At 68.5% G+C, this 26,095-nt stretch carries 24 protein-coding genes; 8 read left to right on the top strand and 16 right to left on the bottom strand.

Annotated features, from left to right (window positions below):
* The first annotated feature begins 197 nt into the window (after window positions 1-197).
* Together RVX_RS03595 and RVX_RS03590 are read left to right on the top strand one after the other, a co-directional pair.
* The gene (locus RVX_RS03595; RefSeq protein ID WP_116304763.1) at window positions 198-1,460 is read left to right on the top strand and encodes a phosphoglycerate mutase; all 1,263 of its coding nucleotides are present in this window, start codon (window positions 198-200) and stop codon (window positions 1,458-1,460) included.
* Window positions 1,461-1,612: 152 nt separating this feature from the next.
* On the top strand, window positions 1,613-1,891 hold the full coding sequence (locus RVX_RS03590) for an Ada metal-binding domain-containing protein (protein ID WP_116304762.1): 279 nt from the start codon (window positions 1,613-1,615) through the stop codon (window positions 1,889-1,891).
* A gap of 31 nt (window positions 1,892-1,922) precedes the next feature.
* Here RVX_RS03590 and RVX_RS03585 read toward each other — a convergent pair whose 3' ends face one another.
* From RVX_RS03585 to RVX_RS03565, 5 genes are all read right to left on the bottom strand, one after another.
* Complete coding sequence (locus tag RVX_RS03585) at window positions 1,923-2,360, bottom strand: HMA2 domain-containing protein (RefSeq protein ID WP_116304761.1); 438 nt, start codon at window positions 2,358-2,360, stop codon at window positions 1,923-1,925.
* 51 nt (window positions 2,361-2,411) lie between these two features.
* Complete coding sequence (locus tag RVX_RS03580; RefSeq protein ID WP_116304760.1) at window positions 2,412-5,324, bottom strand: heavy metal translocating P-type ATPase; 2,913 nt, start codon at window positions 5,322-5,324, stop codon at window positions 2,412-2,414.
* Between the two features lie 29 nt (window positions 5,325-5,353).
* Window positions 5,354-5,632 (bottom strand): hypothetical protein, encoded by a 279-nt coding sequence (locus RVX_RS03575; RefSeq protein WP_116304759.1) that lies wholly within the window; start codon window positions 5,630-5,632, stop codon window positions 5,354-5,356.
* A gap of 1,245 nt (window positions 5,633-6,877) precedes the next feature.
* Window positions 6,878-8,479, bottom strand: a complete 1,602-nt coding sequence (locus RVX_RS03570; RefSeq protein ID WP_116304758.1) for a sensor histidine kinase — start codon at window positions 8,477-8,479, stop codon at window positions 6,878-6,880.
* A gap of 9 nt (window positions 8,480-8,488) precedes the next feature.
* On the bottom strand, window positions 8,489-9,736 hold the full coding sequence (locus RVX_RS03565) for a murein transglycosylase A (protein ID WP_230404346.1): 1,248 nt from the start codon (window positions 9,734-9,736) through the stop codon (window positions 8,489-8,491).
* A 111-nt stretch (window positions 9,737-9,847) separates the two neighbouring features.
* Here RVX_RS03565 and RVX_RS03560 point away from each other — a divergent pair, with 111 nt between their 5' ends.
* Together RVX_RS03560 and RVX_RS03555 are read left to right on the top strand one after the other, a co-directional pair.
* Window positions 9,848-10,258 carry an acyl-CoA thioesterase gene (locus RVX_RS03560; protein ID WP_116304756.1) on the top strand — a complete coding sequence of 137 codons (411 nt, stop codon included), beginning with the start codon at window positions 9,848-9,850 and terminating at the stop codon, window positions 10,256-10,258.
* Window positions 10,259-10,390: 132 nt separating this feature from the next.
* Entirely contained in the window at window positions 10,391-11,212 is an 822-nt protein-coding gene (locus RVX_RS03555; protein WP_116304755.1) for an amidohydrolase family protein, read from the top strand.
* Between the two features lie 70 nt (window positions 11,213-11,282).
* Here RVX_RS03555 and RVX_RS03550 read toward each other — a convergent pair whose 3' ends face one another.
* Window positions 11,283-12,167: a WcbI family polysaccharide biosynthesis putative acetyltransferase gene (locus RVX_RS03550; protein ID WP_116304754.1), complete on the bottom strand. Its 885-nt coding sequence runs from the start codon at window positions 12,165-12,167 to the stop codon at window positions 11,283-11,285.
* Between the two features lie 413 nt (window positions 12,168-12,580).
* On the opposite strand from RVX_RS03550, the gene RVX_RS03545 reads away from it, so the two are divergent.
* From RVX_RS03545 to RVX_RS03530, 4 genes are all read left to right on the top strand, one after another.
* Entirely contained in the window at window positions 12,581-13,867 is a 1,287-nt protein-coding gene (locus RVX_RS03545; protein ID WP_420192410.1) for an amidohydrolase family protein, read from the top strand.
* Window positions 13,868-13,881: 14 nt separating this feature from the next.
* Window positions 13,882-14,859, top strand: coding sequence for an aspartate carbamoyltransferase catalytic subunit (locus RVX_RS03540; protein WP_116304753.1), 978 nt, complete (start codon window positions 13,882-13,884; stop codon window positions 14,857-14,859).
* Window positions 14,856-16,136 carry a dihydroorotase gene (locus RVX_RS03535; RefSeq protein ID WP_420192409.1) on the top strand — a complete coding sequence of 427 codons (1,281 nt, stop codon included), beginning with the start codon at window positions 14,856-14,858 and terminating at the stop codon, window positions 16,134-16,136. The genes RVX_RS03540 and RVX_RS03535 overlap by 4 nt, the downstream gene beginning before the upstream one ends.
* A gap of 1,143 nt (window positions 16,137-17,279) precedes the next feature.
* Window positions 17,280-18,605, top strand: coding sequence for an HD domain-containing protein (locus RVX_RS03530; protein ID WP_007523939.1), 1,326 nt, complete (start codon window positions 17,280-17,282; stop codon window positions 18,603-18,605).
* Window positions 18,606-18,936: 331 nt separating this feature from the next.
* Here the strand turns inward: RVX_RS03530 and RVX_RS03525 are convergent, their stop codons facing one another.
* The 10 genes from RVX_RS03525 to RVX_RS03480 are packed head-to-tail and all read right to left on the bottom strand — an operon-like array spanning window position 18,937 to window position 26,095.
* Complete coding sequence (locus RVX_RS03525) at window positions 18,937-19,299, bottom strand: Mor transcription activator family protein (protein WP_420192318.1); 363 nt, start codon at window positions 19,297-19,299, stop codon at window positions 18,937-18,939.
* Window positions 19,296-19,763 carry a gp16 family protein gene (locus RVX_RS03520; RefSeq protein WP_420192319.1) on the bottom strand — a complete coding sequence of 156 codons (468 nt, stop codon included), beginning with the start codon at window positions 19,761-19,763 and terminating at the stop codon, window positions 19,296-19,298. The genes RVX_RS03525 and RVX_RS03520 overlap by 4 nt, the downstream gene beginning before the upstream one ends.
* A gap of 13 nt (window positions 19,764-19,776) precedes the next feature.
* Window positions 19,777-20,382 (bottom strand): DUF3164 family protein, encoded by a 606-nt coding sequence (locus RVX_RS03515; protein WP_420192320.1) that lies wholly within the window; start codon window positions 20,380-20,382, stop codon window positions 19,777-19,779.
* An 11-nt stretch (window positions 20,383-20,393) separates the two neighbouring features.
* Complete coding sequence (locus RVX_RS03510; RefSeq protein WP_420192321.1) at window positions 20,394-21,539, bottom strand: AAA family ATPase; 1,146 nt, start codon at window positions 21,537-21,539, stop codon at window positions 20,394-20,396.
* Window positions 21,540-23,303, bottom strand: coding sequence for a hypothetical protein (locus tag RVX_RS03505; RefSeq protein ID WP_420192322.1), 1,764 nt, complete (start codon window positions 23,301-23,303; stop codon window positions 21,540-21,542).
* Between the two features lie 11 nt (window positions 23,304-23,314).
* On the bottom strand, window positions 23,315-24,352 hold the full coding sequence (locus RVX_RS03500; RefSeq protein WP_420192323.1) for a hypothetical protein: 1,038 nt from the start codon (window positions 24,350-24,352) through the stop codon (window positions 23,315-23,317).
* A 10-nt stretch (window positions 24,353-24,362) separates the two neighbouring features.
* Window positions 24,363-24,689: a helix-turn-helix domain-containing protein gene (locus RVX_RS03495; protein ID WP_420192324.1), complete on the bottom strand. Its 327-nt coding sequence runs from the start codon at window positions 24,687-24,689 to the stop codon at window positions 24,363-24,365.
* The gene (locus RVX_RS03490; protein WP_420192325.1) at window positions 24,686-25,087 is read right to left on the bottom strand and encodes a hypothetical protein; all 402 of its coding nucleotides are present in this window, start codon (window positions 25,085-25,087) and stop codon (window positions 24,686-24,688) included. The genes RVX_RS03495 and RVX_RS03490 overlap by 4 nt, the downstream gene beginning before the upstream one ends.
* 2 nt (window positions 25,088-25,089) lie before the next feature.
* Window positions 25,090-25,908, bottom strand: a complete 819-nt coding sequence (locus RVX_RS03485) for a DUF1937 family protein (protein WP_420192326.1) — start codon at window positions 25,906-25,908, stop codon at window positions 25,090-25,092.
* Entirely contained in the window at window positions 25,895-26,095 is a 201-nt protein-coding gene (locus RVX_RS03480) for a hypothetical protein (protein ID WP_420192327.1), read from the bottom strand. The genes RVX_RS03485 and RVX_RS03480 overlap by 14 nt, the downstream gene beginning before the upstream one ends.

Raw genomic sequence — 26,095 nt, 5'->3', positions numbered from 1 at the left:
GGCGCGGATGGCTGGTGCGGGCACGGTGCAAGGAATTACGATTTTTGTCGCCAGACAAGGCGCTTCGACGTTTCTTGAGCGCAGCGCACTCCCGTGCGTGAGCATCAAAAACGTCGAAGCAACGCAGTCTGGCGGCAAAAGGCGGATTCCGCTCGCAACGTGACCGCGCTACCACAAGCGCCACCACCGCCACCGCCATGCACACGCCCCGCATCATCTGCATCCTCGACGGCATGGCCGACCTGCCGCATAACGGCGGACAGCCCACCCCGCTGGCCGCCGCCCACACGCCTACCCTCGACCGCCTCGCCGCCACCGGCACCGCCGGGCTCTGCCAAGTCATCCCTTACGGCGCGGAAGCCGGTTCCGACGCGGGCATCCCCGCCCTGCTCGGCTACGACCCGCTGCGCCACCCCGCCGCGCGCGGCCCCCTGGAAGCCCTGGCCGCCGGGCTGCCCCTTGACCCACATGACATCGCATGGCGCTGCAACGTGGTGGCGCTGGATGCCCATGGCCGCATGGCCGACCCCGCCGCCACCCTGAATGCCGCCATGGAGCGGGCCGTGGACAGCATCGTGCGCGCCGCCTTTCCGGCACCAGCCCACGGCACGGCCCACGGCGGGGGGTTCCGCTTCACGGTGGTGGAACGGAACGACGGCCACGCCGCCGCTCCGTCTCCTCCCGCCGCACCCACGCCTTTCACGCCCGCCGGGCCGCAGGACGTCATCGGGCAATCCCCCGCCGACGCCCTGCACGATCTGGCCCGACACCACCCGGCCTTGCATGCGCGCGTCACTGCGGCCAACGCCCAACTTGCGCTACTCACCGGGCCGGAAATCCCGCACGGCCTGGCCCTGTGGCCGTGGGGCTGCGGTCACCGGCCCGATTTGCCGTCATTTTCCGCCCGGCACGCCACTGCCGCCTCTTCGGCGGTGCCCCATACGCCCCTCACCGCCGCCATGGTCGCGGCCGTGCCTCTGGCGCGCGGGCTGGCCCTGGCCGCCGGGCTCACCGCGCCGGAAATCCCCGGCGCAACCGGCGGCGCGGACACCGACCTTGCCGCCAAGGCCGCCGCCGCCCTCGCCCTGCTGGCGGACCACGCCGTGGTCTTCATCCACGTGGAAGGCCCGGACATGTGCGCCCATGCCCGCGACGCCCGCGCCAAGTCCTCCCTGCTGGCCCGCATCGACGCGCAGCTCATCGCCCCGCTGCGCGCGGCCCGGCCCGACGCCGTGCTCTGCGTCACCTGCGACCATGTGACCCACTGCGGCGACGGCCGCCACCACCCCCATGCCGTGCCCTTCCTGCTGCACGGACCGGGTGTCTCCCAGCATCCCGGCACCCTCGCCGCCGCCCGTTTCGACGAAGCCGCCTGTGCCGCCACCGGACTGCGCATCCCCTCCGGCCCCACCCTGCTGGATATGATCCTGCGGGCGGCCACGCACCGCGCGGACATGTAGCGCCCCTGTTCCCCGCCGCCGCGCCTTCCTCCACGTTTCCGCGTGGCACGCAAAAGGGGCGTCCCGCCGGGACGCCCCTTTGCCATGCCTTCCATATCTGTCCGTTGCGCGCATGCCCGCTTCACGGTAGGCCCCCAAAAAAGGGGGCTCACATGCGCGACACGCATTCACAGTTCCGTTCCGCCCCGTGCGCACCCGCCGCACCGCGCACCCTGGTCGCCAAAGCAATCGCGGGCACCCTGTTGGGGCTGCTGCTGGCCGTGGGGGCCATGGCCGCGCAGGGCACGGTCTACCACGGCAACGTGCAGTCGCACATTTTCCACCAGCCAGGCTGCACCTACTACTCCTGCAAGGCCTGCACGGCGGTGTTCACCACGCGGCAGGCCGCCGTCGAGGCGGGATTCCGTCCGTGCAAGGTGTGCCGACCATAGCCGCGGCTACCGGCCGACGGGGGTAACGGCTCTAGGCCATGATGCGCTTGCGGTACGCGTACAGATGATAGGCGTTGAAGGCCAGAAACAGCCCGCCCGCCACCATGTGCGCCCGCTCGCGCCCGGCCAGCCCGAACAGCACCAGTGCCGCCAGCGACCCGGCCATGCCCCGCTTGGAAATGCGCATGGCCTCGGCCTTGGTCAGGCGGCGGCAGCAGCACGCCTTCTTCGGGGCCGCCTGCTCCTGCGCGGCAAAGGCGTCGAGCATCTTCGCCGCCTCCAGCAACTGTTCCTGGGTCACGGATTCCGGATCATATTCCACCAGCAGGCCGCCGGTGCGCGGGTTGGCCGTGGCGGAAAGCACGCCCGGCGTATCGCGCAGGGTGCCTTCGATGGCGGCCGCCGCGTCCGGGTTGCGCAGCGCGTCGCACCGGATGCGCACCCTGCCGTCGATGAAGCTGCTGATCATTATCCACCTCTCCTTGCCGCGCCGGGCGCGGCCCTGCTGCGGATGCGTCCGTTATGCCGCGCCGGAATTCCGGGGCTTGCGGGCAGCCTTGCCCGTGGCCTTGGCCCCGCCTTTGGCGGACTTTTGTTCAGTGGACTTGAGGGATTTTGCCGATCTGGCGGGCTTGCCGCCACCCTTGGCGGATTTGGCAGCAGCCGGAGCCTTGCCGCCCTTCGCGCCATCCTTGCCGGTGCGCTCCGGCGTGGTCTTCACCTCCGCCGTTGCCACGACGGCTTCGGCGGCTTTGGTCCGGGCGGAGTTCGCCGCTCCTGCGGCCTTCCCCGACTTGCCAGCCCTGACCGGAGCTTTGGCCGGAGCCTTGGCCGGGGCCTTGTCCTGCATGGGGGCACCCGGTTTCCCGGCCGCCTTGCCCTTGCCAGCCATGGAGCCCATCGCCTTGGCCGCACCCTGCACGGTGGCCTTCAGCGCGGCCCCGATGGCGGCCCCAGCCCCGGCTACTCCCGCCGCAACCCGTACGGCGGGCGAAACCACGGCGACAGCCGGGCCAGCGACAGGCTCTCCGGTCACGCCAACGGGCAGCGCCATGACGCCCGGCCTGCGCTCCGCGCCGCGCCGTCCTTCCGATGCGCCATTGCCCAGCATGGGCCGCATGGCGTTCAGCGCCACGCCCACGGTGGTCAGGTTGTGCAGCAGGGCCAGCATGCCCGGCTGCGCCCGGCCCACCAGCCCCAGGGCCATGAACGCCGTGTTCAGCCCCATGATGGAGCTGAAATTGACGTGGATGCGCCGCAGGGTGGCCTTGGCCAGCCGCCGCGCCACCAGCAGTTCCGCAAGGTCGTTGCCGGAAAGCACCACGTCGGCCACCTCGCGGGCAAGGTCGGCCCCGTCGCGCAGGGAAACCCCCACGTCGGCGGCGGACAGGGCGGGCGAATCGTTGATGCCGTCGCCCACCATGACCACCTTGCCGCCCTCGGTCTGCAACTGCCGCACGATGTCGGCCTTGTCCGCGGGCAGCACCTGGGCGCGCCATTCGTCCACGCCCACGGCGGATGCCACCGCCGCCGCCGTCACCGGCCCGTCGCCGGTCAGCATGATGATGCGCTTCACGCCCTGTTTGCGCAGGCCGCGCACCACGTCGGCGGCCTCGGGCCGCAGCGGGTCCTCTATGCACAGGATGCCCGCCAGCTTGCCGCCGATGGCCAGGTGCAGGATGGAATAGCCCTTGGCGGCCCACTGGTTGATCACGGGCAGGAATTCGTCCAGCGGCACGCCCTCGTCCTCGTGGACGAAGTGGCGGCTGCCCACCAGCACCCGTTCGCCGCGCAGGCGCGAGGCAATGCCGTGGGCCACCACGTATTCCACCTCGGCGTGTTCCTCCTGGTGGTCCAGCGCCTCCTGCTCGGCCTTGCGCACCACGGCTCGGGCCACGGGGTGGGGAAAATGCTCTTCCAGGCACGCGGCCAGGCGCAGCACGTCGTCACGGCCATGCCCGTTCAGCGAGATGACCTCGGCCACGCGGGGCCGCGCCTCGGTGAGGGTGCCCGTCTTGTCGAAGACCACGGTGTCCGCGCCCGCCAGCCCCTCGATGAACCGGCCGCCCTTGATGAGCACGCCGTGGTGCGCGCCTTCGCGCATGCCGGTCAGGATGGCCAGCGGCGTGGCCAGGCGGATGGCGCAGGAATAGTCCACCAGCAGCACCGACGCGGCCCGGGCCACGTCGCGGGTGACGGCCCACACCCCGCCCGCCAGCAGAAAGCTGTACGGCACGATGGCGTCGGCCAGGCGCTCGGCCTTGCCCTGCACGTTGGCCTTCAGCGCCTCGGACCGTTCAATGAAGCCCACGATCTGGTTGATGCGCGTCTCGGACCCCACGCCAGTGGGCCGGATGTCCAGCCGCCCTTCCTCCACCACGGTGCCCGCGTAGACGGACGCCCCGGCCCGCCGGGCCACGGCCAGCGGCTCGCCGGTCATGGAGGTCTGGTTGACCATGGCCTCTCCCTCGGCCACCACCCCGTCCACCGGGATGGACGAACCGGCCCGCACCACCACCAGGTCGCCGTCGGCCAGGGCGGAAAGGGGCACCTGCACCTCTGCCTCGCCGCGCTTCACCCACACGGTATCCACGTCCACGGCCAGGCTTTCGGCCAGGCTTTCGCGCGACTTCTTGCGGGTCCATTCCTCCAGGAACTCGCCCACGGCGAACAGCGCGGTGATCAGCCCCACGGAGCGGAAGTCGCCCCGCACCAGCGAGATGCCCAGCGCCGCCGCGTCCAGCACGTCCACGTTGAGGCGGCCCGAGGCCAGCGAACGCCCCCCCTTGAGCAGGAAGGGCAGCGCGCGAAAGAAGGCGGAGACCATGCGCACGATGCGCGGCAGGAAGGGGCGCAGGATCAGGTAGCGGACCAGCCCGCCCGCGCCAGGCGCGGCGCTGGCCATGGCAAGCCCGCCCAGACCGGCGACGCCCGCAGCCCCGGCGGCCCCGTCCATGGCAACGGCACCCATGCCGTGCAGCCCGGCAACGGCGGGAGCCCCCGGCGGCAGATGCGCACCCATGGGGCCGCGCGCCTGGCGGATGGCCCCGGTAGCAACGCCGGTATCGGACGCCGCGCCGCGCATGCGGCGCTGGCCGGAGGATCGCGCCGCAGAGGCTGCCTTGCGGTCGCCTTCCTGCGCGCTGGCCCCCCTGCCGGATTGGGTCGGCTGGTCCGCCTTGGCGCGCGCGCGCCGCGCCCGGCCGCCACCAGCCACGAAGCCGTCCACCACGGCCAGCACCTCGCCCCGCGCCGCGGGGCTGGCGTAGCGCACCAGCACGCTGCCGGTGCTGACGGTGGCGTGCGCCTCGGCCACGCCGGCCAAGGCCACGATACGGGCCACGAGGTCGTGCGCCCGGTCCTGGGAAAGCGAACCGGGGGCGCAGCGCAAGCGCAGGCGCCCCGGCAGTTCGTGAGCTATGCGATAGTCCATGCGCCTCGTCCGTTGCGAAGTTGGTCCGGTTAGGCCTTGGCCGCGTCAGCGGCTTCGGCGGCGGGGGCTTCGGCGGCGTCCTTGCGCTGCTTGTGCACGTGTTCCGCCTCGGCCACGATGTCTTCCATGTGCTCGCGCACGGTTTCCGCGTAGGCGGACGCCTTGTCCTTCAGGTCGAAGCCGTGGCTCAACAGGTCGGCCATGGCCGGTCGGATGTCGAACTTGCCACGCCCCAGCATCACCGCGCCCAGCGCGCCCAGCGCCACGCCGCCCACGAAATACAGCCCGTACTTGTAATTCTCGTTCATTCCCGACTCCTTGTGATGAGTGCGCCGTGGCGCGTCCGCTCGTATCCGGCCGTCCCTGGCCATGTCTGGCAGCCACACCCGCCAGCCCTGTGCCGTGCGGAGGGGCCACCCTAAATGATATCGAAATTCACTGTCAACACCCCTTCTCCGAACCAGCCCCGGTATGGCCTGCGGCATGGAATGGAGGGCAAGGGATGTCCGTCAAAGTTACCACCTGTAACCGGACCGTGCCAATCTCTTTCGATTTTCGGGCATGATTATCACGTTCACCCTCTACCCGCCGGTTCCTTTGCACAAAAAACACACGCCCCCCGGCGGAGCCGGAGGGCGTGGGCAAGTGGCATCGGCGGGGCGAATCGCGCCGGTCGGTCATGCGGGCTGGCCGGTGGGCCGGGTCGATGCGGACGGTTGTCGGTCAGGGGGTGCCGCCAAAGCTGGATGCCTTGGAGACTCCCTAGTGCTTCACGACCTTGGAGTACATGAAATACCCGATCAGGCCCAGCACGATGACGCCAACGACAATGGAACCGATATCCGCGAAACTCATGGTGCCTCCTCGGGCCTTGCCCGTCAGGATCGGCAGGCGGCTTCCGTCGTCCACCGGGTTTTGCCCGTCACCGGGACGGGCGTTGCTGGACAACGCCGGTGCGGCGCGCCCATGGAAGGGGATTGGACATGACGCAAAAAGGCCCCGCCACGCACACGGGCGCGAGACAGAGCGAAAACGGCCCGGATCTCCACGCGGCACGAAGGGCGGGCGCGGAGTTGGCCGGAAGGGACTGAGTGGGGGAAGGGACTGAACGGGTGCGGTGATCTTTCTGCTGCCGAAACAGGAGCACCGTCGAGGCTGGCGCGAACGCACCGGACAAGACGGCCGCGCCATGCATGCACAAGGGGTGGCGCAGGGGGCGGAAAGAAAACCTGAAGCAGGGCACGGCTTGGACGCATCGCCTGGCCTCCCGCGCCGGACACGGCGCAGAACGGAGATTTCGGCAGGCATCGGCCGTCTGGCGCTCATTGAGCGTCCGGTCGGTGCAAGGTCATGCTCCGCCCGTGGCTTCGTAAAGTCAAGGCGAAACCGGCATAATGGGAAAAAAAGAACATGGACTGACGCAAAAACGTCGCAGCGCAACCATATCTCACCGCGCATGCGGCAGCACACGCCTGCGAGCGCACACACCGTCGCGCCAGACGCGCCGATTACGCCAACCAGGCAGGACGCCGGAGAAACCTGCCCGCCTGCCCTTACCCGTCCGTCACGACGAAACCGCCTGACAACTCGGGCACGGCGTCTCCGCCGTCGTGCTCGGCCTCGCTCGCCTCGAACAGCACGGTGAAGCAGGCTCCGCCCGTGCCACCCATGCCGGATGCGACGTCCAGCCGACCGCCCAGTTGCGCCACCAGGCTGCCCACCAGTTGCATGCCCAGCGTGCCGCCCCCCGTGGGCTCGAACCCTTGCGGCAACCCCGCGCCGTCGTCTGCCACGCGCAGTTCCACCTGCCGCCCGTCGCGCCGGGCGCTGACCGATACGCGCCCCGCGTCGCGGCCGTGAAAGGCGTGCTTGATGGCGTTGGTGACCAGTTCGTTGAGGATGAGCCCGCAGGGGATGGCCGCCGACACCGGCAGGAAGAGCGGCGACAGATCCAGCGACAGGTCCACCTCCACATCCACCGAGGACAGCACCAGCTTGCGCGCCAGCCGTTCCACGTAATCGGTAAAGTCCACCCGGGCCAAATCGTTTGCGCGGTAGAGTTCCTCATGCACCAGCGCCATGGAGGCCACGCGGTTGCGGCTTTCGATGAACCGCTCGCGGTCGGCCGCGCCGCCCGCGTAGGCCGCCTGCAGGTTCAGCAGGCTGACGATGAGTTGCAGGTTGTTCTTGACCCGGTGGTGCACCTCGCGCAGCAGGATTTCCTTCTCGCGCAGCGATGCGCGGATGTTCTCCTCTGCCTGGCGGCGCGCGGTGACGTCTTCCGCCACCCCGGCCACGCGGTACACGTTCCCGCCACCGTCGCGCACGGGAAAGGCGCGGACGTGCACCCAGCGCACCCCGCCATCCGGGCGCAGGATGCGGAACTCCGCATCCACGGGCGTGGCCGACGTGGCGATGCCCGCCATGGCGGCGGCCACGTTTTCCCTGTCGTCGGGGTGCACGGTGTGCAGACGCGTGGACCCGGACTGCATGGCGGCAGCCACGGGCCGACCCCACACCGTTTCGTAGGCCGGAGAAAGGTAGAGCAGCCTGTCGGTGGCCAGATCGCGCACCCAGAACACCTCGCTGGTGTTCTCCATCAACTGGCGAAAGCGCTCCTCGCTTTCGGCCAGGGCCCGCTCGAATTCTCCCCGCTCGGCGATCTCGCGGCGCAGCCGCCGGTTGGCCTCTTCCAGGTCCTCGGTGCGGCGGCGCACCAGTTCCTCCAGGGTTTCGCGGCGGCGGCCCTGCTCGCGCAGCAGTTCCGCCCGCAGCAGACAGCGCACCAGCCCCCGTTCGAGCACGGCCATGTCCTCGATGGGCTTGATGACGAAATCCCACGCTCCCAGACGCAGGGCGCGCGCCAGTTCGCGCACCTCCGTGGTGCCCGACACCACGATGACCGGCACCGTGGGGTTCTGCGCGGCGATGCGGGGCAGCACCTCGGCCCCGCCCGTGTCGGGCATGCGCCAGTCCAGCAGCACCGCGTCGGCGCCCCGCTCGTCGAACAGGGCCAGCGCGTCGGCCCCGCCGACCGCCTCGCGCACGGCGTAGCCCGCATCGCGCAGGTAGCCGGAAACGGCGGCGCGGGCCACCGGGTCGTCGTCCACCACGAGGATGGTGGAAATGCGCTCCGCGGGCTGGCGGTCGTTCATGACGTTCTCCTACCGATTGCGCGGCAACAGCAGCCACGCCGGGCCGGGGGCGTCCAGATGCCCCGCCACGGCGGCCGCGCGCTCGCCAGCGCCGCAGAACAGGTCGATGCGGTAGCCCTTGATGGCCCCGCCGGTGTCCTGCGCAAGACCCAGGCCGATCACCGCGCCGCCGCCCGCCGTCTGCGGCACCGGGGCGGAAAAGGCCACCAGCGCGCCGGAGGGCAGCACGGAACGGTCGGTGGCCAGGCTCACCCACGGGGTCAGCGGCCTGCCCATGCAGCCCAGCGGCCCCATGCCGCCTTCCGCCAGCCGGAAGAAGACGTAGCTGGGGTTGGTGTTCATGAGGGCCTGCGCCTGGCCGGGGTGGCTTTCCAGCCATTGCCGGATGGCGGGCATGTTCACCCCGTCGGGCGGCAACTCCCCGCGTTCCTTCAGGATGCGGCCGATGGACACGTAGGGCCGCCCGTTCTGCGCGGCGTACAGCACGCGGGCCTCGCCGCCGTCGGTGAAGCTGAGCCTGCCGGAACCCTGCACCTGCAGGATGTACACGTCCACCGGGTCGGCCGCCCAGGCCAGTTCCAGCCCCTTGCCGCGCAGCGCGCCGCCGGTGTCGATCTCCGCGCGGTCGTAGTAGGGCCGCAGCACGCGCCCCTTGGGGCCGTTGACCACCCGGTAGGTCATGCGCTGCTTGCCCGACCCGGAAGCCGCAAGTTCCGTGACGTGCATGTCCACGGGCGTGCGGTAGATGGGGTGGTTGTAGCCGGGCGCTGGGCGGCGGCTGGCGCGCAGCACCGGCTCGTAGTAGCCGGTCCAGGCGGTGTCCACGCGCAGCCAGCGAAACCGCTCGGCCAGCAGGCCGGGGTTGGCGTCCAGCGCGGGCAGCAGGTCCGACAGCTGCCGCAGGGCGGCCGTGAATTCGGCATTGGTCACGCGCGCTCCAGGACGGTCCAGCGCCACGCCGTCGGCCGGGCGGGTGGCCATGTACGACAGGCTCTGGGCCAGCGCGGGAGCCAGGTCGTTCCACGAGGACAGCCCCTGGCTGCGCGGGTCCATGGCCGCGATGGCGGCGCGGATCTCGTCGGGCGAAACCTCGGTGTACGCGGGCAGGGGCGGCAACGACAGGGCCGGGCGCGCCGGGGCCGGAGCCTGGACGGCGGGGGGGGCTTCCGGCGCGGGGGCGGGCATCTCCGGCGCGCGCGACGCGCACCCGGACAAGATCAGCGCCAGCACCAGCGCACCGGGGGCGCGCAGGGACAAGGGACGGCGAAACGCCGGGGCGGCACCGCCAGCGCGGGCGGCTTTGGCTTTCGGGGCGAAATGGCGTACGAATCGACACGCCGCGCTCGGCGGCAGGAGGTTGCGAAACATATGGACGGCTTTCCCGTGCCGGAAATCTGGTTGGCCCACCGCGTGTCCTACGGCGAAACGGACATGATGAGTGTTGTGTACTATGCCGAATACCTGCACTTCTTCGAGCGGGCCCGCAGCGAATTCATCCGCTCGCGGGGCATGGGTTACGCCACGGTGGAGGAACGCGGCATCATCCTGCCGGTGCGCGAGGCGCGCTGCCGCTACCGCAGCCCGGCGAAGTTCGATGACCTGCTGCAGATACGCGCGGGCATCAGCGAATGGGGCCGCGCCTCGCTGACCTTCGTGTACGAGATTCGGGACGAGGGACGCAACAGGTTGCTGGCCGACGGCATGACCCAGCACGCCTGCATCAACCGCGACGGCAAGCCGGTACCGGTGCCGGACTGGCTGCGCGACCTGCTGCAATAGCAGCCGTACCGCCTTTTGCGGGCGGCCCGCCCCGCATTGGGCGAAGGCGTTCGCGACTATTCGGGCCCACTTCACGAAGCGGATGTGTTTGCTCGCTTGACTGCCCAGTGGACCGGGGGTAGGGCAAGGCCCATGTTCCTCGACGTCCACACCCACGCCTTCCATCCCAAGATCGCGTCCAAGGTTCTGCAACAGCTGGAAGCACACTACGGCATCTCGCCCGTGGGCGAGGGCGTGGTGGAAGACCTGCTGCCCCGCGCCAAACGCGCCGGGCTGGACGGCGTGGTGGTGCACTGCGCCGCCACCGCCGCCGCCCAGGTGGTGCCCGCCAACGCCTTTGCCGTGGAATTGCAACGCCATCACCCCGAGGTGGTGGCCTTCGGCACCGTGCACCCCGAATACGCGGACTGGGAACATCAGCTCGACCGGCTGCGCGCGGCGGGCATCCGGGGGCTGAAGCTGCACCCGGAATTCCAGGGCTTCCGGCTGGACGACCCGCGCCTTTTGCCCATCATCGAGGCGGCGCAGGACGACTTCGTGTTCATGTGCCACATCGGCGACAAGCTGCCCCCGGCGGAAAACGCCTCGTGCCCGTACAAGCTGGCCGCCCTGCTGGACGCCTTTCCGCGCGCCCGGTTCATCGCCGCGCACCTTGGCGGCTACCTGCACTGGCAGTACGCGCTGGAGGTGCTGGTGGGCCGCGATGTGTGGATGGACACCTCCAGCAGCCTCTCGTTCATCGACGACGCCACCCTGCGCGCCATCTTCAACGGGCACGACCGCGAGCACATCCTGTTCGGCAGCGACTACCCGCTGTTCGACCCCGCCGACGAATGCCACCGCCTGCAACGGCGGATGGACCTTTCCGACGGCGAGGTGGAGGTGCTGCTGTCCAGCGCGGCCACCCTGCTGGGCCTGAACGGACAACAGAAGGCCGCCAAGCCCGCCGCATAGCTGCGGGACACGGCGGCGCAACGTTCGGCGCTCGACGCTCCATGCGGCGCGCTGGGGCTTGCCCCGTCGCTCACACCAACTGCAAGTACCCGATGAAGTTGTCGATGCCGCGCATGCGGCAGTCCACGTAGCGGCGCGCGTAGTCCTCGAAGGTCATGCGCCGCCCGTAGATGTTGTAGGCGGCGTCCGGCCCGCCGAACGCCAGCCCGTGATGGGCGGCCACCTGCGGGTGGATGGGCAGCTCGAATTCCGGGTACGGATCGGCGAAGCCGTCACGCACCGCCGGGGGCAGCGGGTCCATGCCCAGCGCCGCCAGCACGCCTTCCGCCACGTGCAGCACCAGCCGCCGGTGGGGGTGGTTGATGGTGGCGAACAGCCGCTCTTCCTTCCACAGCGCTTCCACCAGATCCACCGTGGGGGCCACCACGGCGGGGATGGCGCCGGGCAGTGCGACCCCGCCCGCTTCCATGCCCCCTCCCGCCCCGCGCTCCTTGTCCCGCTCCACGTCCAGCGATGCGCGCAACATGGCGTCCAGGTCGTACTTGGCCGCGATGTCGCCGTGCAGGTACACGTGCAGGATTTCCGCCATGCTCAGCCCCATGGACACCAGCCGGTCCAGGAACGCATCGCCGAAATCCATGGGGCTCTTGTTGGTCCAGAACGGCCAGTACCCCGTGAACAGCATGTTGGGCAGGCGCAGCACCCGCGCGGCCGGGTTGACCATGGCCAGCAGCTTGTCCGAGGCGTGGTCGTCCCACTTTTCGCCCAGGTGCTGGTACAGGAACAGGCCGCAGCCGGAAAGCTCGGCCGGGGCGATGCGCTCGCGCAGGTAGTTGGTGTACCGGCGGATTTCATGGCGCTCGGCGAACTGCGGCGCGGCGGCCAGCAGGGCCGCCAGCGGATCGCCCTGGCAGTTGGCGTGGATGAGGCAGAGGCTGCGGCGTGCTGTGGTCATGGGAGTATGGCAGGAAGGGTGCGGCTGCGGTTGCGGAGAAAACGCGTCACGAACAATGCCGGGCGAGATGTCCGGCGAAAGACCAAGCGGAAGGCCGGGCGGAAGGCCGGGCGGACGGCTGATGGCCGACGGGCCGAGCCCGCCGCGCGCGTGCCTTTCGCCTTCTTTTTCGGCGGACGCGCCCGTTTCTTTACATCCCCACCCGATTGTGGAACACTATCTTGTGGGCATGCGTCCAACGCCATGCACCACGTGCCGGAGGCCCCGTGCCCGGCTTGTACACCCAACCCCCCGTACAGACAATGCTCATCGCCGTCCGCGCGCGACGCGTCATACCCCTCGCAGGTGAGGGTCCGTCACGAGACCCGCGCGACCTGTTTTCGCCGCCCCGCGTTCTCGACGACCACGTCGTTGTGATCCGGGGCGTTTTTTCGGGCGACGCGGGGCAGGCGGCACTGGCGGACGGCCCCTGCACGCCTCCGCATGATGCGGCCAGCGCGGCCCGCGTGCTTTCCGGGCTGCGCGGCGGGTTCATCGAAGCCGTGGAGCCCGTGGACGCCTTCCGCCGCCGCGCGGGCGTGCCCCTGACAGACCTTGGCGAGGTCACCCTGCTGCCCGGCGTGGTCAACTGCCACGCGCATCTCGAACTTTCGCATCTGGCCGGGCGCACCGTGCTGGGCGGCGGCTTTGTCCCGTGGGTGAAAAGCCTGTTGCCGCTCGCGGGGGCAGACACGCCTCCGGAAGTCCGCGCCGCCGCACTGGCCAATGCCGCGCGCCAGCTTGCGGCCTGCCACACCGCCCACGTGGGCGACATCACCGCCGTGGCCCCCGCCGCCGTGCGCCGGGCCATGCAGGGCGCGTCCATCGGTTGTTCGCATTTCGCCGAGGTGTTCGGCTACCGGTTCATCACGCCGGGCGGCGAGCCTGCCGCCCCGGCGGACACCGCCGCCCTGTGGCCCAGGGCCATGGCGGAACTGGCGGCGGACAATCTCGCGGACGCGCCCGCCTCCGCCCCGTCCCCCGCCCACGGCGCGCCCTTCCCCGTCCACCCGGACGCAGCCCTGGCCGGGCACGCCCTGTATTCCACCCACCCGGTGGCCCTGGCCGCCGCCCGCCGCTGGTGCGAACGCAACCACCGGGTCTTTTCCCTGCATCTGGCCGAACACCCGGACGAGGTGGAATTTTTGACCACCGGGCGCGGCGCGCTGGCCGACCTGCTGGCCGTGCGCGTACTGCCGCCGGGTTTTTCCGCGCCGGGCATGCGTCCCGTGCTCTACGCCGCCGAACTCGGCCTGCTGGACGAGGGCACCCTGGCCGTGCACTGCGTGCAGCTGGACGCAGCGGACATCCGCCTGCTGGCCGAATCGGGCGCGCACGTCTGCCTGTGCCCCCGCTCCAACGCGGCCATCAACGTGGGCACGGCCCCGGCACGCGCCCTGGCCGACGCGGGCGCGCCGCTGTGCCTGGGCACCGACAGCCTGGCCTCGAACCACGACCTTGACCTGTGGAACGAGGCCCGCGCCCTGCGCGACCTGCCCGCCGGGCGCGACCTGCCGCCCGCCGCGCTGCTGCGCCTGCTGACCGTGGGCGGCGCAGCCGCCCTTGGCCGGGGCGACATCGGCTCCATGGCCCCCGGCCGCCGCGCGCGGCTGGCCCTGCTGCCCGAAGATTTTTCCCAAGCACTGGGGACAACCCCGTAACCCCCCACACCCACATGCAGCACGCACAACGCCCCACGTGGCCCCACAAGGACCTGCTGGACGTCACCCAGCTGACGCGGGCAGAGCTGTTCCACCTGCTGGACACGGCGGCCCAGTTCCACGACATCAACCGCCGCCCCGTGAAGAAGGTGCCCACCCTGAAGGGCAAGAGCGTGGTGCTGTTCTTCGCCGAGCCGAGCACCCGCACCAAGACCTCGTTCGACGTGGCGGGCAAGCGGCTTTCCGCCGACACCTTCTCGCTGGCCAAGAGCGGGTCCAGCCTGTCCAAGGGCGAAAGCCTGAAGGACACCGCGCTCACATTGCAGGCCATGACGCCGGACATCATCGTCATCCGCCATTCTTCCAGCGGCGCGGCGCAGTTTCTGGCCGAGCGGCTGGACTGCTCGGTGGTCAACGCGGGCGACGGCTGGCACGCCCACCCCACACAGGCCCTGCTGGACTGCTATTCGCTGCGCCAGGTCTGGGGCGACACCTTTGAAGGGCGCACCCTGCTCATCCTGGGCGACATCGCCCACAGCCGGGTGGCCCGCTCCAACGTGCACCTGCTTGCGTCGCTGGGGGTAAAGGTGCGGCTGTGCGCGCCGCGCACCCTGCTGCCCGCCGGGGTGCACAACTGGCCGGTGGCCATCTTCAACCGGCTGGACGACGCCGTGCAAGGCGTGGACGCGGCAATGTGCCTGCGCCTGCAACTGGAACGCCAGCAGGCGGGCCTGCTGCCCGACCTGCGGGAATACGCGCAGCGCTACTGCCTGTCGCCCCGGCATCTGGCCATGGCCGCGCCGGGAGCGCGGGTGCTGCACCCCGGCCCCATGAACCGGGGCCTGGAAATCTCGTCCGTGCTGGCCGACGCGCCCGAAAGCCTGATCCTGGACCAGGTGGCCGCGGGCGTGGCCACGCGCATGGCAATCCTTTTCCTGCTCGCCACCCGCTCCGGCATAGAGCAGACCGCCGACAACGGAGGCCGCGCATGACCGCCACCACTTCCCCTTCCCTGTTCCTTCGCAATGCCCGCCTGCTGGGGCGCATGGTGGATGTTGCCGTGGCCGACGGGCGCATTGCGTCCGTGTCGGACGCCGGATCCGGCTCGGCACCCGCCGGGGCCGAAACCATCGACGCCAAGGGCATGGTGCTGTTTCCGGCCTTCATCGACGCGCACACCCACATGCGCGAGCCGGGCTTTGAGTACAAGGAAGACATCGCCAGCGGGCTTGCGGCAGCCGCCCACGGCGGTTTCGGGGCCGTGCTGTGCATGGCCAACACCAGGCCGGTCAACGACGACGCCTCCATCACCCGCGACATGATCGACACCGCCCGCCGCCACTGGCCGCACGGCCCGCGTCTGCACCCCATCGGCGCGGCCACGGTGGGGCTGAAGGGTGCCGAGCTTGCCCCGCTGGCCGAACTGGCCGAGGCGGGCTGCGTGGCCTTTTCCAACGACGGCGCGCCCGTGCCGGACACCGAAATGTTCCGCCGCTGCGTGGAATACGCCGCCGACCAGGGCAAGGTGGTCATCGACCATTGCGAGGACCCGTACCTGGCCAAGGGTGCGCACATGAACGAGGGCGAAACCAGCGGGCGCATCGGCGTGAAGGGCCAGCCGGACATCGGCGAGGCGCTGCACGTGGCGCGCGACATCCTGCTGGCCGACTACCTGAAGCTGCCCATCCATCTCGCACACATCTCGTGCCGCCGCTCCGTGGAGCTGATCGCCTGGGCCAAGCAGCGCGGCGTGCCGGTAACGGCGGAAACCTGCCCCCACTACCTGCTGCTGACCGACAAGGAACTGCTGGGGTACGACACCAAGGCCAAGGTCAACCCGCCCCTGCGCACCGACGACGACGTGGCCGCCCTGCGCGCGGCGGTTAAGTCCGGCGTCATCGACATTCTGGCCACCGACCATGCCCCGCACGCGGCGCATGAGAAGGAAACCCCGCTGGATGAAGCGCCCAACGGCATCACCGGCCTGGACACCGCTGTGGCCCTGACCTGGGGGCTGGTGCGCGAAGGCGTGCTGACGGAGGCCGACCTGATGCGCCTGTGGGCGGCGGAACCGGCGAAGATATTCGGACTGCCCGTGAACGGATTCAACGTGGGCGACCCGGCGGATTTCTTTCTGATGGACCCGGAAGAGACGTGGGTGGTCTCTCGCGAGACCATGCACTCGAAGAGTTTGAACACGCCGTTTTTGGGACGGGAGTTGGTGGGGAAGGTCAAGGCGTTGTGGCTGGGTGGGGTGAAGGTGGTGTAGGGGCTGGGGAATGGGCCTTCGGCAAGAAGATTAATGAGGTAGCGCACTATTGGACGCGGCCTCTACGAACACACTTCTGCCCTGTTGATCACGCCCGATTTCGTTATGTCTCCGACGTACAGGGGGCCGCTGAGCGGCGGCCCCCTGTACCCCCGCGCTCCGGGGGGCGCTGCCCCCCTGGTCCCCCCAGCGTTTCCTGCACCGCATTCTCACCGGGCAGCTTCCCTCCGGCGAAAGACGCCTTCGGGCGATCTGCCCGGCGGAATGCGTATGTGCGGCAAGCTCCCGTTGCTTTGGCGAAGCTCTGGCACCCTCTCCATACTTCTCTTGCGCGGCGTCTCTACGGCGGCAGCTTCCCTGCGGCGCTAAGCGCCTCCGGGCGATCTGCCGCCGGTGCCGCCAATGCGCCCGAAGCTCCCGTTGCCTCGGCTATGGCTCGGGCCACGCACGTGCTTTTAGTCGATTCAAAAAAAACGTGACGCGCGTAGAAGCGTGTGACGCCGGGCTTTGACGGCGGCACATGCGTCGCGACGAGGGCACGGGGAAGGGCTCCCAAGTGGGATGGAGGCGGCGAGAGATTAGCGCACATCGCGTTCCCGTCGGCAGATCGCCCGAAGGCGCCCTGCGCCGGAGGGAAGCTGGCGACGAAAGGAATGCGGTGCAGGATGACAAGGGGGTCCAGGGGGCGCAGCCCCTTGGAACGAGGGGGTGCAGGGGGTGTTCGTTACAACACCCCCTGCCCGCCGGAGGCATAGCGAGATCGAGCGGGTACAACAGGGCACAACTGTCTCCGTAGAGACCGCATACAACAACGCGCGGCACATCCCTTCCCCCCCGGAGGCATAACGAAACCGAGCGCGCACAACCGGGCTGGCGTGTGTTCATAGAGGCCTCACCTATCAGGGCGATAGCCCCCACCCCACTCCCCCTTGCTTCCTCCGCCACTTTTGTGCATTTTGGCACAATCAGGCGGACACACTTCCCGTGCGCACGCGCCCAGTGCGCCCCACCCGATGCCACCAGCCATAACCGGCGGCCTCGCCGTTCCACACCTAGCCGCCTTGACTTTTCGGGCCGCGCCTGTGATGCACGGATGGCACCGCGCCGGAGGGCGCGCTTTCCATCACTTTCAGGAGGACAGGGATGAGCCAACCTTTCAAGGACGCCATAGCCATCTGCAAGGCCATCCTTCGCAACGGCTACGACGCCTACGTGGTCAACGCGCAGTTGCAGAAGGAACTGCTGGACGGCCGCGAAACCGAAATCGACATCGCCTGCGAGCCCGACTACGAGGAGCTCGGCAAGCTCTTCCCCAGCCTTGAGCGCTCCAACGAAGAAGGCGTGGTCGCCACGCTGCGCGAAGGCGGCGCGCTGATCCGCTTCTACCACACCGATACCGAGGAATCCTCGCACCCGGAACACACCCTGGCCCGCATCACCCCGCGCATGCTGCGCGTGCTGGAAGAGCAGGGCAAGATGCCGCCCGCCCTGGCCTGCCCGTACATCGCCCACACCGGCGACGTGTACGAAGGCTTCGAGGACTTCTCCAAGGGCAAGGTGGAACTGCGGGGCATTCCGGACGAAACCCTGCGCCGCAACTACCTGCTGGTCATCCGGGCCATGCGCTTCGCGGCCAACTTCGACCTGCCCATAGAGCCCAACTCGTGGATGGCCATCATCCGCGCCGCCAGCCGCGTGCTGGACTACGTGCGCATCTCGGACATCATGGACGAGTGGCGCAAGGTGGAAGCCGAGTGCATGTGGAAGTTCGTGCGGCTGCTATTCGATTCGCAGGTGCTGCACGGCCTGCTGCCCGAAGTGGCGGCCCTGTCCCGCGTGCGCCAGCAACGCAACGACGAGGGCGCGGAAGAAACCGTGCTCGACCACACCATCGAGTGCGTGCGCCACTACCCCGAGGGCGAATACAACTACGACTGGCTGGGCACCTTCGCCATGCTGTTCCACGACGTGGGCAAGCTGTACACGGCGGAATACTTCGACGGTAAGTGGAACTTCTACCAGCACCACCGCGTGGGCGCGAAGGTGACGCGCAAGCTGCTGCGCCGCCTGCACTTCTCGCCGGAAGACGTGGAGCAGGTGTGCCATCTGGTGCGCCACCACATGCGCTTCCACTTCATGCTCACCGACCGGGGCATCCGCCGCTTCAAGTCGCTGGACGAATACCCCCGGCTCATCGAGATGGCCCGCGCCGACCTGGAAGCGCGCGGCGGCAGCTACACCTACTTCAATCACAACATGAAGTACCTGGAGCGCGCCGAAACGCCGGAACAGATGCTGGAGCCGCTGCTGAACGGCAACGAGATCATGGAGTTCACCTGCCTGCATCCCGGCCCCCAGGTGGGCATGCTGCGCGATGCGCTGCTGAAGGCGCAGGTGGCGGGCGAAGTGACCAGCGTGCCCGAGGCCGTGGACTACGTGCGCACTTACAAGGCGAAGAATTTCGGCTAACGCCGGAAGTTGATTCATTCCTTGCGAGGCGCGGGGGGAGGGACGCAGGTTCCTTCCCCCGTTTTTTTGTTGGGGGGAGGAAGGGAGAGGGGCCGGGGGAGGGGGAAGAAGAGGGGGAGGGGGAGAAAGAGGAGTTGCGCCCTGTTGACGACGTGTGAGATAACTAGGGCAGTGGGTGTGATATAACCGGGATGAGTCGGGACCATCCGGGACATATCGGGACGAGACGCATGGAATATGCTTCCGCATCGCGGAATAACGAAGGGGGCCGAAAGCCCCCTATCGTTTTGGGCCGATGAGGCCCATTCCTGCACGGTCTGGCGTGGTCCTGTCAACTCGACATCGGCAGGCGGAGTTGCGGCATGCGGCGCTTGGTGCGTTCGTCAGCCACGATGGAGTACACGCGGGCGACAGACAGTCGGTACTTCTTGGCCAGGTCGTGGACGTTGTCGCCGGTGAACTCGTTGTACAGGCGGGCGTTGCGGCGCGCGGAGTCCATCGGGATGTAGACGTTCTGGCCGCCCCACTCTTCGGCCAGGCGGTCAGCGATGACGCGCCCAAGGTCCTTGGGAAGACCGGCCAAGTCTTTGCGTTCCAGCAGGCCACGGATGCGCAATTCCCGCTGGGTAGTGGCCTCCACGGTATCCTCTACGTCCTTCAGGAGTTCGCAACCGCGTTGGGTGAACCTGCTCATGCTGCCTCCTCGGCGATGGCCGCGATCTTCGCCCTGGCGGCCTCGTCTTCCACGCGGTCGCCCCATGCCTTGAGGGTTTCAATGACCGCCTGAAGCTGCTTGGGCGTGCACCACTCCATCTTCTCCGCACCGGTGATCCGCTTCACGTAGGTCAGTAGCGCCCGTTCGCTCTTGTTGCGGACCACGCCTGCTGCGTGGAGTTCCAGCCACAGCGCGCGAATCTTGCTGGCCTGCGGCGAGTAGTCGGTCACGTCGGGCTTGGACACGCTGAACCCGGACCGCTTCATTGCGTACATGACCGCCAGCAGTTCGCCGCGCCGCATGCCCTTGGTGGATTCCTTGCCCGTGGCGGCGCGCAGCATGGCCCGGTATGTGTCATCGTCCAGCCCGAGCTGGCGCTTGCCGACGTGGATCACCTTGATCAGTCCGGCGTTGGCGTCGGTGCTCTTGGTTTGTCTGGCCATGCTGCGCTCCTCCCTAGACCGCCGCGATATCCAGCGGGATGTTGTCGTATCCGCCCGCGTCGTTGCGCTGGTAGACCCGCACGTATGCCTTGGTGCCGGTGATCTGGATGGAATCGCCGATGGCCTGCATGGCCTGCGCCCAGCGCTCGTCGGTGATGTCGAGACGGCGCAAGGCCAGGATGGCACCCGTGTTGAGCCTGCCCGTCTTGTCCATTCGGAATGCCTGATTGATGATGGCCCGAAGTTCGGTACGGCTGTCGGAGGTCCATTCGCGCAGGCAGTCATCGATCAGGGCTTTTGCCGCCTGAAGGCGCTCGTCAAAGGTGATGTGCTCGGCAACGGACCGCAGGATTTTGAACCTGCCGTCGAACGAGGTCAGCGTGACGTTGCCCTTGTTGCCGCCCAGCTTGGCCCCGTACTGCTCGCAGGACATTTCCACGAACGCGCCGACATCATCCATGATCTCGGCCTTGAGCTTCGCCAAGTCCGCGCGCATGGCCTGCACCTTGGCGACCTTTTCCATGACCAGCCTGTGGCGCTCGAAATCGATTTCCTTCACCTGTTCCCTGGGCACCATGTGGCCCTGGGCGTTCTCCATGAACCCGTCCATCGCGTTCATCGTCCCTCTCCTTATATGCTGTTGATGACGTCGGCGGTCACGCGGGCCTCGCCGATGTGCGCGGCCATATTGATGGATGCGACCAGCGCGTTGTTGACGGCCAGCGGGTAAACCAGCGACACGGCGCGCCCGCCCTTGCTGCGCGGGCCGGACAGCTTGTCGGCCAGCGCCTTCAGGGCGTCGTCAGCGATGACCTTCGACATATCCACGCCTGCGCGCTGGAACTTATGGGCCACATAGGCGGGCAAGTCGTTGCCCAGCGGGTTGATGTCCACCACCTCGCAGCGCTGCACCACCTCGCGCACGGTGCTGTCCGCCTCGCCGAGCTTGGTGCGCAGTTCCGTCTGGCCGATGAGGATCACGGACAGCAGCTTGGTGAACCCGTCTTCCAGTTCCAGAAACCGCTTCAGGTGCTTCAGCGTTGCGTGCGACAGCGAGTGAGCCTCCTCAATGATCATGCAGTGGCGCTGGCCAGCACGGGCGCTGTCGCGGAGCACCTGATGGACCTGCCGGAACCGGGCCTCCGGGCTGCTCATGCACTTGGCGTGCGGGGCCACGCTGTACAGGATGGATTCCGCAAGGTGGATGGACTTCAGCGCCTTGCCCTGCTTGTCGTTGTCCTCGCTGGCCAGCACGTAGGGCTGGATCAGCACGATGGGCAGGCCGTCCGCCTGGACCCGGTTTTCGAGGTCTTTCCGGAGCGTACTCTTGCCGCTGCCGGATTCGCCGATGACGGCCAGCAGGCCACCATGGCGCGCGGTACTGAGCATGGTTTCGCGCACGTAGCGCAAGTCGCCGGACAGCCACACGTCTTCGGGGCCATTCAGGTCATCTGAAAACGGATTGCTAACCAGCGAGAACTGCCGCTTTGCCTGGGGGGTCAAGGTCTGCTTGCGCATCAGCATGGTGTCATCCTCCATTGATTCGGTGCCGGGCTTGCCCGGCTTGGTTTCGTTCAGGGCCGCAAGGGCCGCCGCCTTGCTCGCGCCGTTATCCGTCAGGCAGTCCAGCAGCCGGGCCTTCACGCCTTCGGTGTCGCGGCGGGGCCACACGCCCCGCGTGACGATGGCCGAGAGCGCGGCAGGGCTGATGCCCACCGCGTCGGCCACTGCGCGCTGGGGCTGTCCCAATCCTTCCAGCAGTTGCTTCAGCCGCATCTACATCCCTCCTGCGGCAACCAGGCGCAGCGGCGCGGGGGCTGCCGCCGGGGCCGGGGTTGCGAAACGGGCCGCGATGTCTTCCAGCGCGTCCTGCGGTACCCCGTCGGGGTAACGCTGGCGCAACCAGGCCATGGCATCCGGCCCCCACTTTTCGCCCACCATGGCGCGCAGCTGCTTGGCAGCTTCGACGTGGGACAGGGGCGCGACCTCGCGGCGGGCAGCGTCCACGTCCAGCGCCGTGCCCCGGCGCGGGATGTAGGTGGGCGCGTCCTGCGTGTCGGCCAGCATGTCGAGGTGCGCATAGGCAGGGGTGCGGGACTTGGCGGCCTTGTCGGCATCGGCCAGCGTGTCGGCCGCGTAGGCCTCGCGCTTGATGTCCTTGAGCAACGTGTCGGTGCGGGTATCCGGCAGAGCCGCGTACCCTTCGCCAATCACCTGTGCGTCCACCCTGAAGCCCGCCGCGTCGCGCTGGATGGGTTCCACCGTGGTGACGATTTCCGAGCCGTCCGCCTTGGTGACGATCACGTCCACCGCCGGGGCGCGGTACGGGTTGACCGCCACCTTGACCGTCTGCCCCACCACGATGCCATCCACGTAGCGCACGTCGTAGTCGCGCGACTTCTGGCCCTTGATGGCGTGGCTTACGGTCATCTTTGGCGTCACCTTCACCTCGCGCGGCTCGGTGGCCACGAGGTCGCGCAGCATTTCCTCTGACGGGGCAACCCGCAGTTGTTCCTGGCGGATTGCCAGCCACGCTTCGTTGCGGGTGCGTCCGTGCCGCCCGTGAATGGCGTTGGCGTTGTAGTGGATGCGCCACCGTTCGGCGGCGGCGTTGAGGGCGTCGAGGTCGGCGATCTGCATGCACGACAGCCGCCCCTCGAACTGCGTTTCAATGAGGTTCTGCGCCTGCTCCACCTGTCCCTTGGCGCGCGGGTTGCCCGCCATGTGCGTTAGGTGTTGGATGCCCAGCGAACGCAGCCAGCGCGTAACCAGGCCGGAGCAGTTGCCCGCACCTTTGTCGGACAGCAGAACCAAGGGCACGCCGTGCATGGGGTCGTGCGGCCCTCGGTACACCATGGCCCGTATCAGGGTATCCAACACGGACATGGCGTCTTCGCTGCCCAGCACGTACCGGAAGAACAGCGCTCCGCTGTTATGGTCGGCGATCACGATGCGCCACACCCTGTCGCGCTCGGCTTTCTCCAGGTTGGCAGGCTTGTTCTTGTAAAGCGCCTTGTCATCCACCACGCGGACCTTGCCGCGCGGCAGGTAGAAAACCACGCACAGCGATGCGTCTATGGCCCACACGTGGTTGGGGTGCAGGCTACGCAACTCTTGCGCGGGGTTGCCGCGTTCCAGTTGATCCGGATGGCACCCATGCAGGCGCATGGCGCGGGCCACCGTGGTGGGGTTGGGCATGGCGATCTCTCCTGTTTTCGGGTTGACCACCCCGTAGCCGTTGCCGCCAAGGATGTCGCAGGCCCCGGTGATGGTCATGGTCCGCTTGCCGTGCGCGCGGGTAGCCACCTTGACCAGACCCGCGACATCGCGGGCCAGTTCCTCTGGCACGCTGATGCGCCCCCGGTCGGCGCGGGTCTTGCGCCCGCTTTCCCAGCCCACCGCGCGCAGCTGGCGATAGACCGTCTGCACGCTGCACCGCAGCGCCTTGCTGGCGGCGTCCACCAGCGCACCGCTCTCGGCGGGGGTTGCGTGCAGCTTGGCCTTCAGGCGCATGAGGTATTCGAGGCGCGGCGCGTCCATGTCCATCCCCCCTATTCGGCGCTGTCGTCGCCCGTCGCGTCACCGCGCTTACCGTCCACGTCGCCCTGCCACTTGGGGTACACGACCTGCCGGAAATCCACGTCGATGCTGTTTTCGTGCAGCAGATCGGCCAGCCGGAGGCACACGTTGCTCCATGCCTCGTGCATGTAGGCGCACGTGGCCGCGTTGGCTTCGCGGTTTTCCAGCACCGCCCTTGCGACGGCGAAGCCCTGCACCGCCGCGCCCATGAAACCGTGCAGCGCCGCGTCCAGTTCCTTGCGGGCGCTCGCTTCGCGCTCCATTTCCAGCACCACCCGTTGGTCCGGGGGCAGGCTGGTGAGCTTGGCAAGCTCCGTCTGCGCCTCGTCCAACGCCTTGTTCTTGGTGGCCAACACCTTGTCGCGGGCGGCAAGGTCTGCGGCCAGGTCTTCCTTTTCCTTGCGGACGGTGGCGTTGCGGGCGGCGAGGTCTTCCAGAAGGTCTTTCAGCGCTTCGGGATCGTTTGACCGCACCTCTTCGCCCTCGATGACCAGTTGGCGCGTGTCTTCGGGCAGCGCCCGCAGTTGGCGCAGTTGGCGATAGCCGAGGCCCAGGCGCTGGGAGGCTTCCAGAAACTCCTCGCCGAATATGGCAAGGTTCTGAAGGTCTTCCTTCGCCTTGGACACGCTGATTCCCAAAACGGCGCACACGTCCTCGAAACTGGTCATTTCCACCAGTTCGCCCTTAGGCGTCACGGCCTTCTGTCCCCGGTATGCCTTGGATTCTTTAAGCTCGGCGAGGAACTTCAGGCGGGCGAGGCCGGTAAACTGGTGCATGTAGTCGAACGCACGCAGTCGGCCCATGATGTCGGACACCTCCACCTGCTGCGCGGTGACAGCCTCGGCCAGCGTGGTGGCCACCGTGCGGGTGGCTTCGATGGATGCGGTGACCGCGCCGGGAAGGTCGGGCAGCGGCTCCACCGGGGTGGTTGCCGTGGACGGGCGGCCGCGCCGGGCGCTGGGGGCTGCTGCGTCGTTGAGGGCGTCGGTCATGGATTCGGGCGTCATCATGTCGTGCTCCTTATTGGTTGCCGCCGAGGGCGAGCGCACCGGCCACGATGCGCTGATTCAGTTCGGAAATGCGGAGCGTGGTGCGCTCCACGTGGTTCGAGTAGGCTTGGGCGATCTGCAACGGCTTGGCCGACAGGGACCACCGGCCGCTTTCCAGACGCTGCACCCAGCCGATGTCGGCCAGCACGGCGAGGTCGCGCGAAATGGTGGGGGGCGGCGCGCCCAGGGCGTCGGCCAGTTCCTTGTTGGACAAGCCGTCCAGCACGCGCCCGGCAAGGATTTCCACGATGCGCAGGCAGCGCCGGGTGGCGGCGTTGGCGGTGGTTTGCGTGGTCATTGGCGCACCCTCCGCGTCCTTGACGTGGGCTGCGCCACCTCGATCAGGCGGGTGGCGGCCAGCGCGTCTCGCTGGCGCAGGGCCTTGTCCCGCTGCCGGGTGACCGTGGACAGGTCGGCTTCCAGGGTGGCGACGGCCTCGCGCAGCAGGTCCAGTTCCGCCAGCAGGGCCGCGTCGGCTTCCGGTTGCGGCGCGGCGCTTTTCGCGGGCGTACCCCATGCCAGGGCCACCAACTCGGAGGCGGGCGTCCATATCTGCTTGCCGTCGCGGTAGATGCCCACGTATCCGCTGCGGTTGGGCTTGAGCGCCCGCCCGCGTGGGCCGGTGACCGTGCCGTCCTGCGTCACCTGGTAGCCGTCAAACCCAGGAATGGGGGCGAGGTGGAGAGGTTCGCTCATGGCTACCACCACCGCGCCTTGCCAGCGGCTTCAAGCCGGTACTGGCCATCATCCGTGGGTGCCAGCCGCCACAACGGCATGCCGATCTTGTGGGCGTGGTCGGCTTCTTTCGCGATGCCGACAGACTGTTCCCATCCGGGCGTTTGCAGGATGGCCATGGAGGCGCAGGCTTCCAGCATGGCAAGGCACGTGTCCTGCCACGCCTGCCAATCACCATCCACGCCCATGACGGCCATGGGATGGCCCATGGAAATGGGCGAGAGCACCATGTGCCCCTGCTGGCGCAACCACACGGCGGCGCGGGTGGCGTCCAGCCAGCGCTGCTGGCGGATGGCCGGATCGTCGTGCGTGTAGGGTGCCGCGAGATAGAAGGCCACGCGCAGGCCGCTGGATTCCACGCCGGGGGAGAGGAAGTGCACCTTGCCCTCGGCGATGGCGGATTCGTCGATGATCTTTTCGTGGGACCGCCCACAGCAGGGGCAGTGCCAGTCGCAGTTTAGGACCACCTTGCCACTGCTGCTGTACCCCGTGACGCGCGTGCGAATCTGCATGACGGCGTTGTCCGGTACCGCGTCGTGCGCGTTGCCGCCGTACTGGTGGCGGGGCACGTCCAGAACGCGGACGAACGAACCTACGTAGTCCTTTTTGAAGCGGGGCGGCTCGACCACCTCCCACGCGCGGACATCCGCAGGGCGGACGGGGTTCCAATCCTTGCCAAGGGCAGCGGCCAGCCTGTCGCGCTCGGCCTGTTCGCGGGCTTCGCGGTCGGCCCTGTATTTTTCCATGTGCTCGTCGTGGCCGTAGGGGCTAGGCGTTTCCATGGCGGCCTCCCATGCCCGGCAGGGTCGGCTGGCGACGCCCGGTCAGCTGTTCGAGTTGGGCGTCCACAAGCCGCTCCGCCGTGCGTGCTGCGTCCAGGTCGGAAAGGTCGCGGGTGCGGAAGTAGGTGCGCTGCAACTGGCGCATGCGGTCCACGTCGGCGATGAAGGTCTTGATGTCGGCGGCCAT

The organism is Nitratidesulfovibrio sp. HK-II, assembly GCF_003402415.2.
Classification (GTDB): Bacteria; Desulfobacterota; Desulfovibrionia; order Desulfovibrionales; family Desulfovibrionaceae; genus Cupidesulfovibrio.
This window is presented reverse-complemented; position numbering and strand designations above follow the sequence as displayed.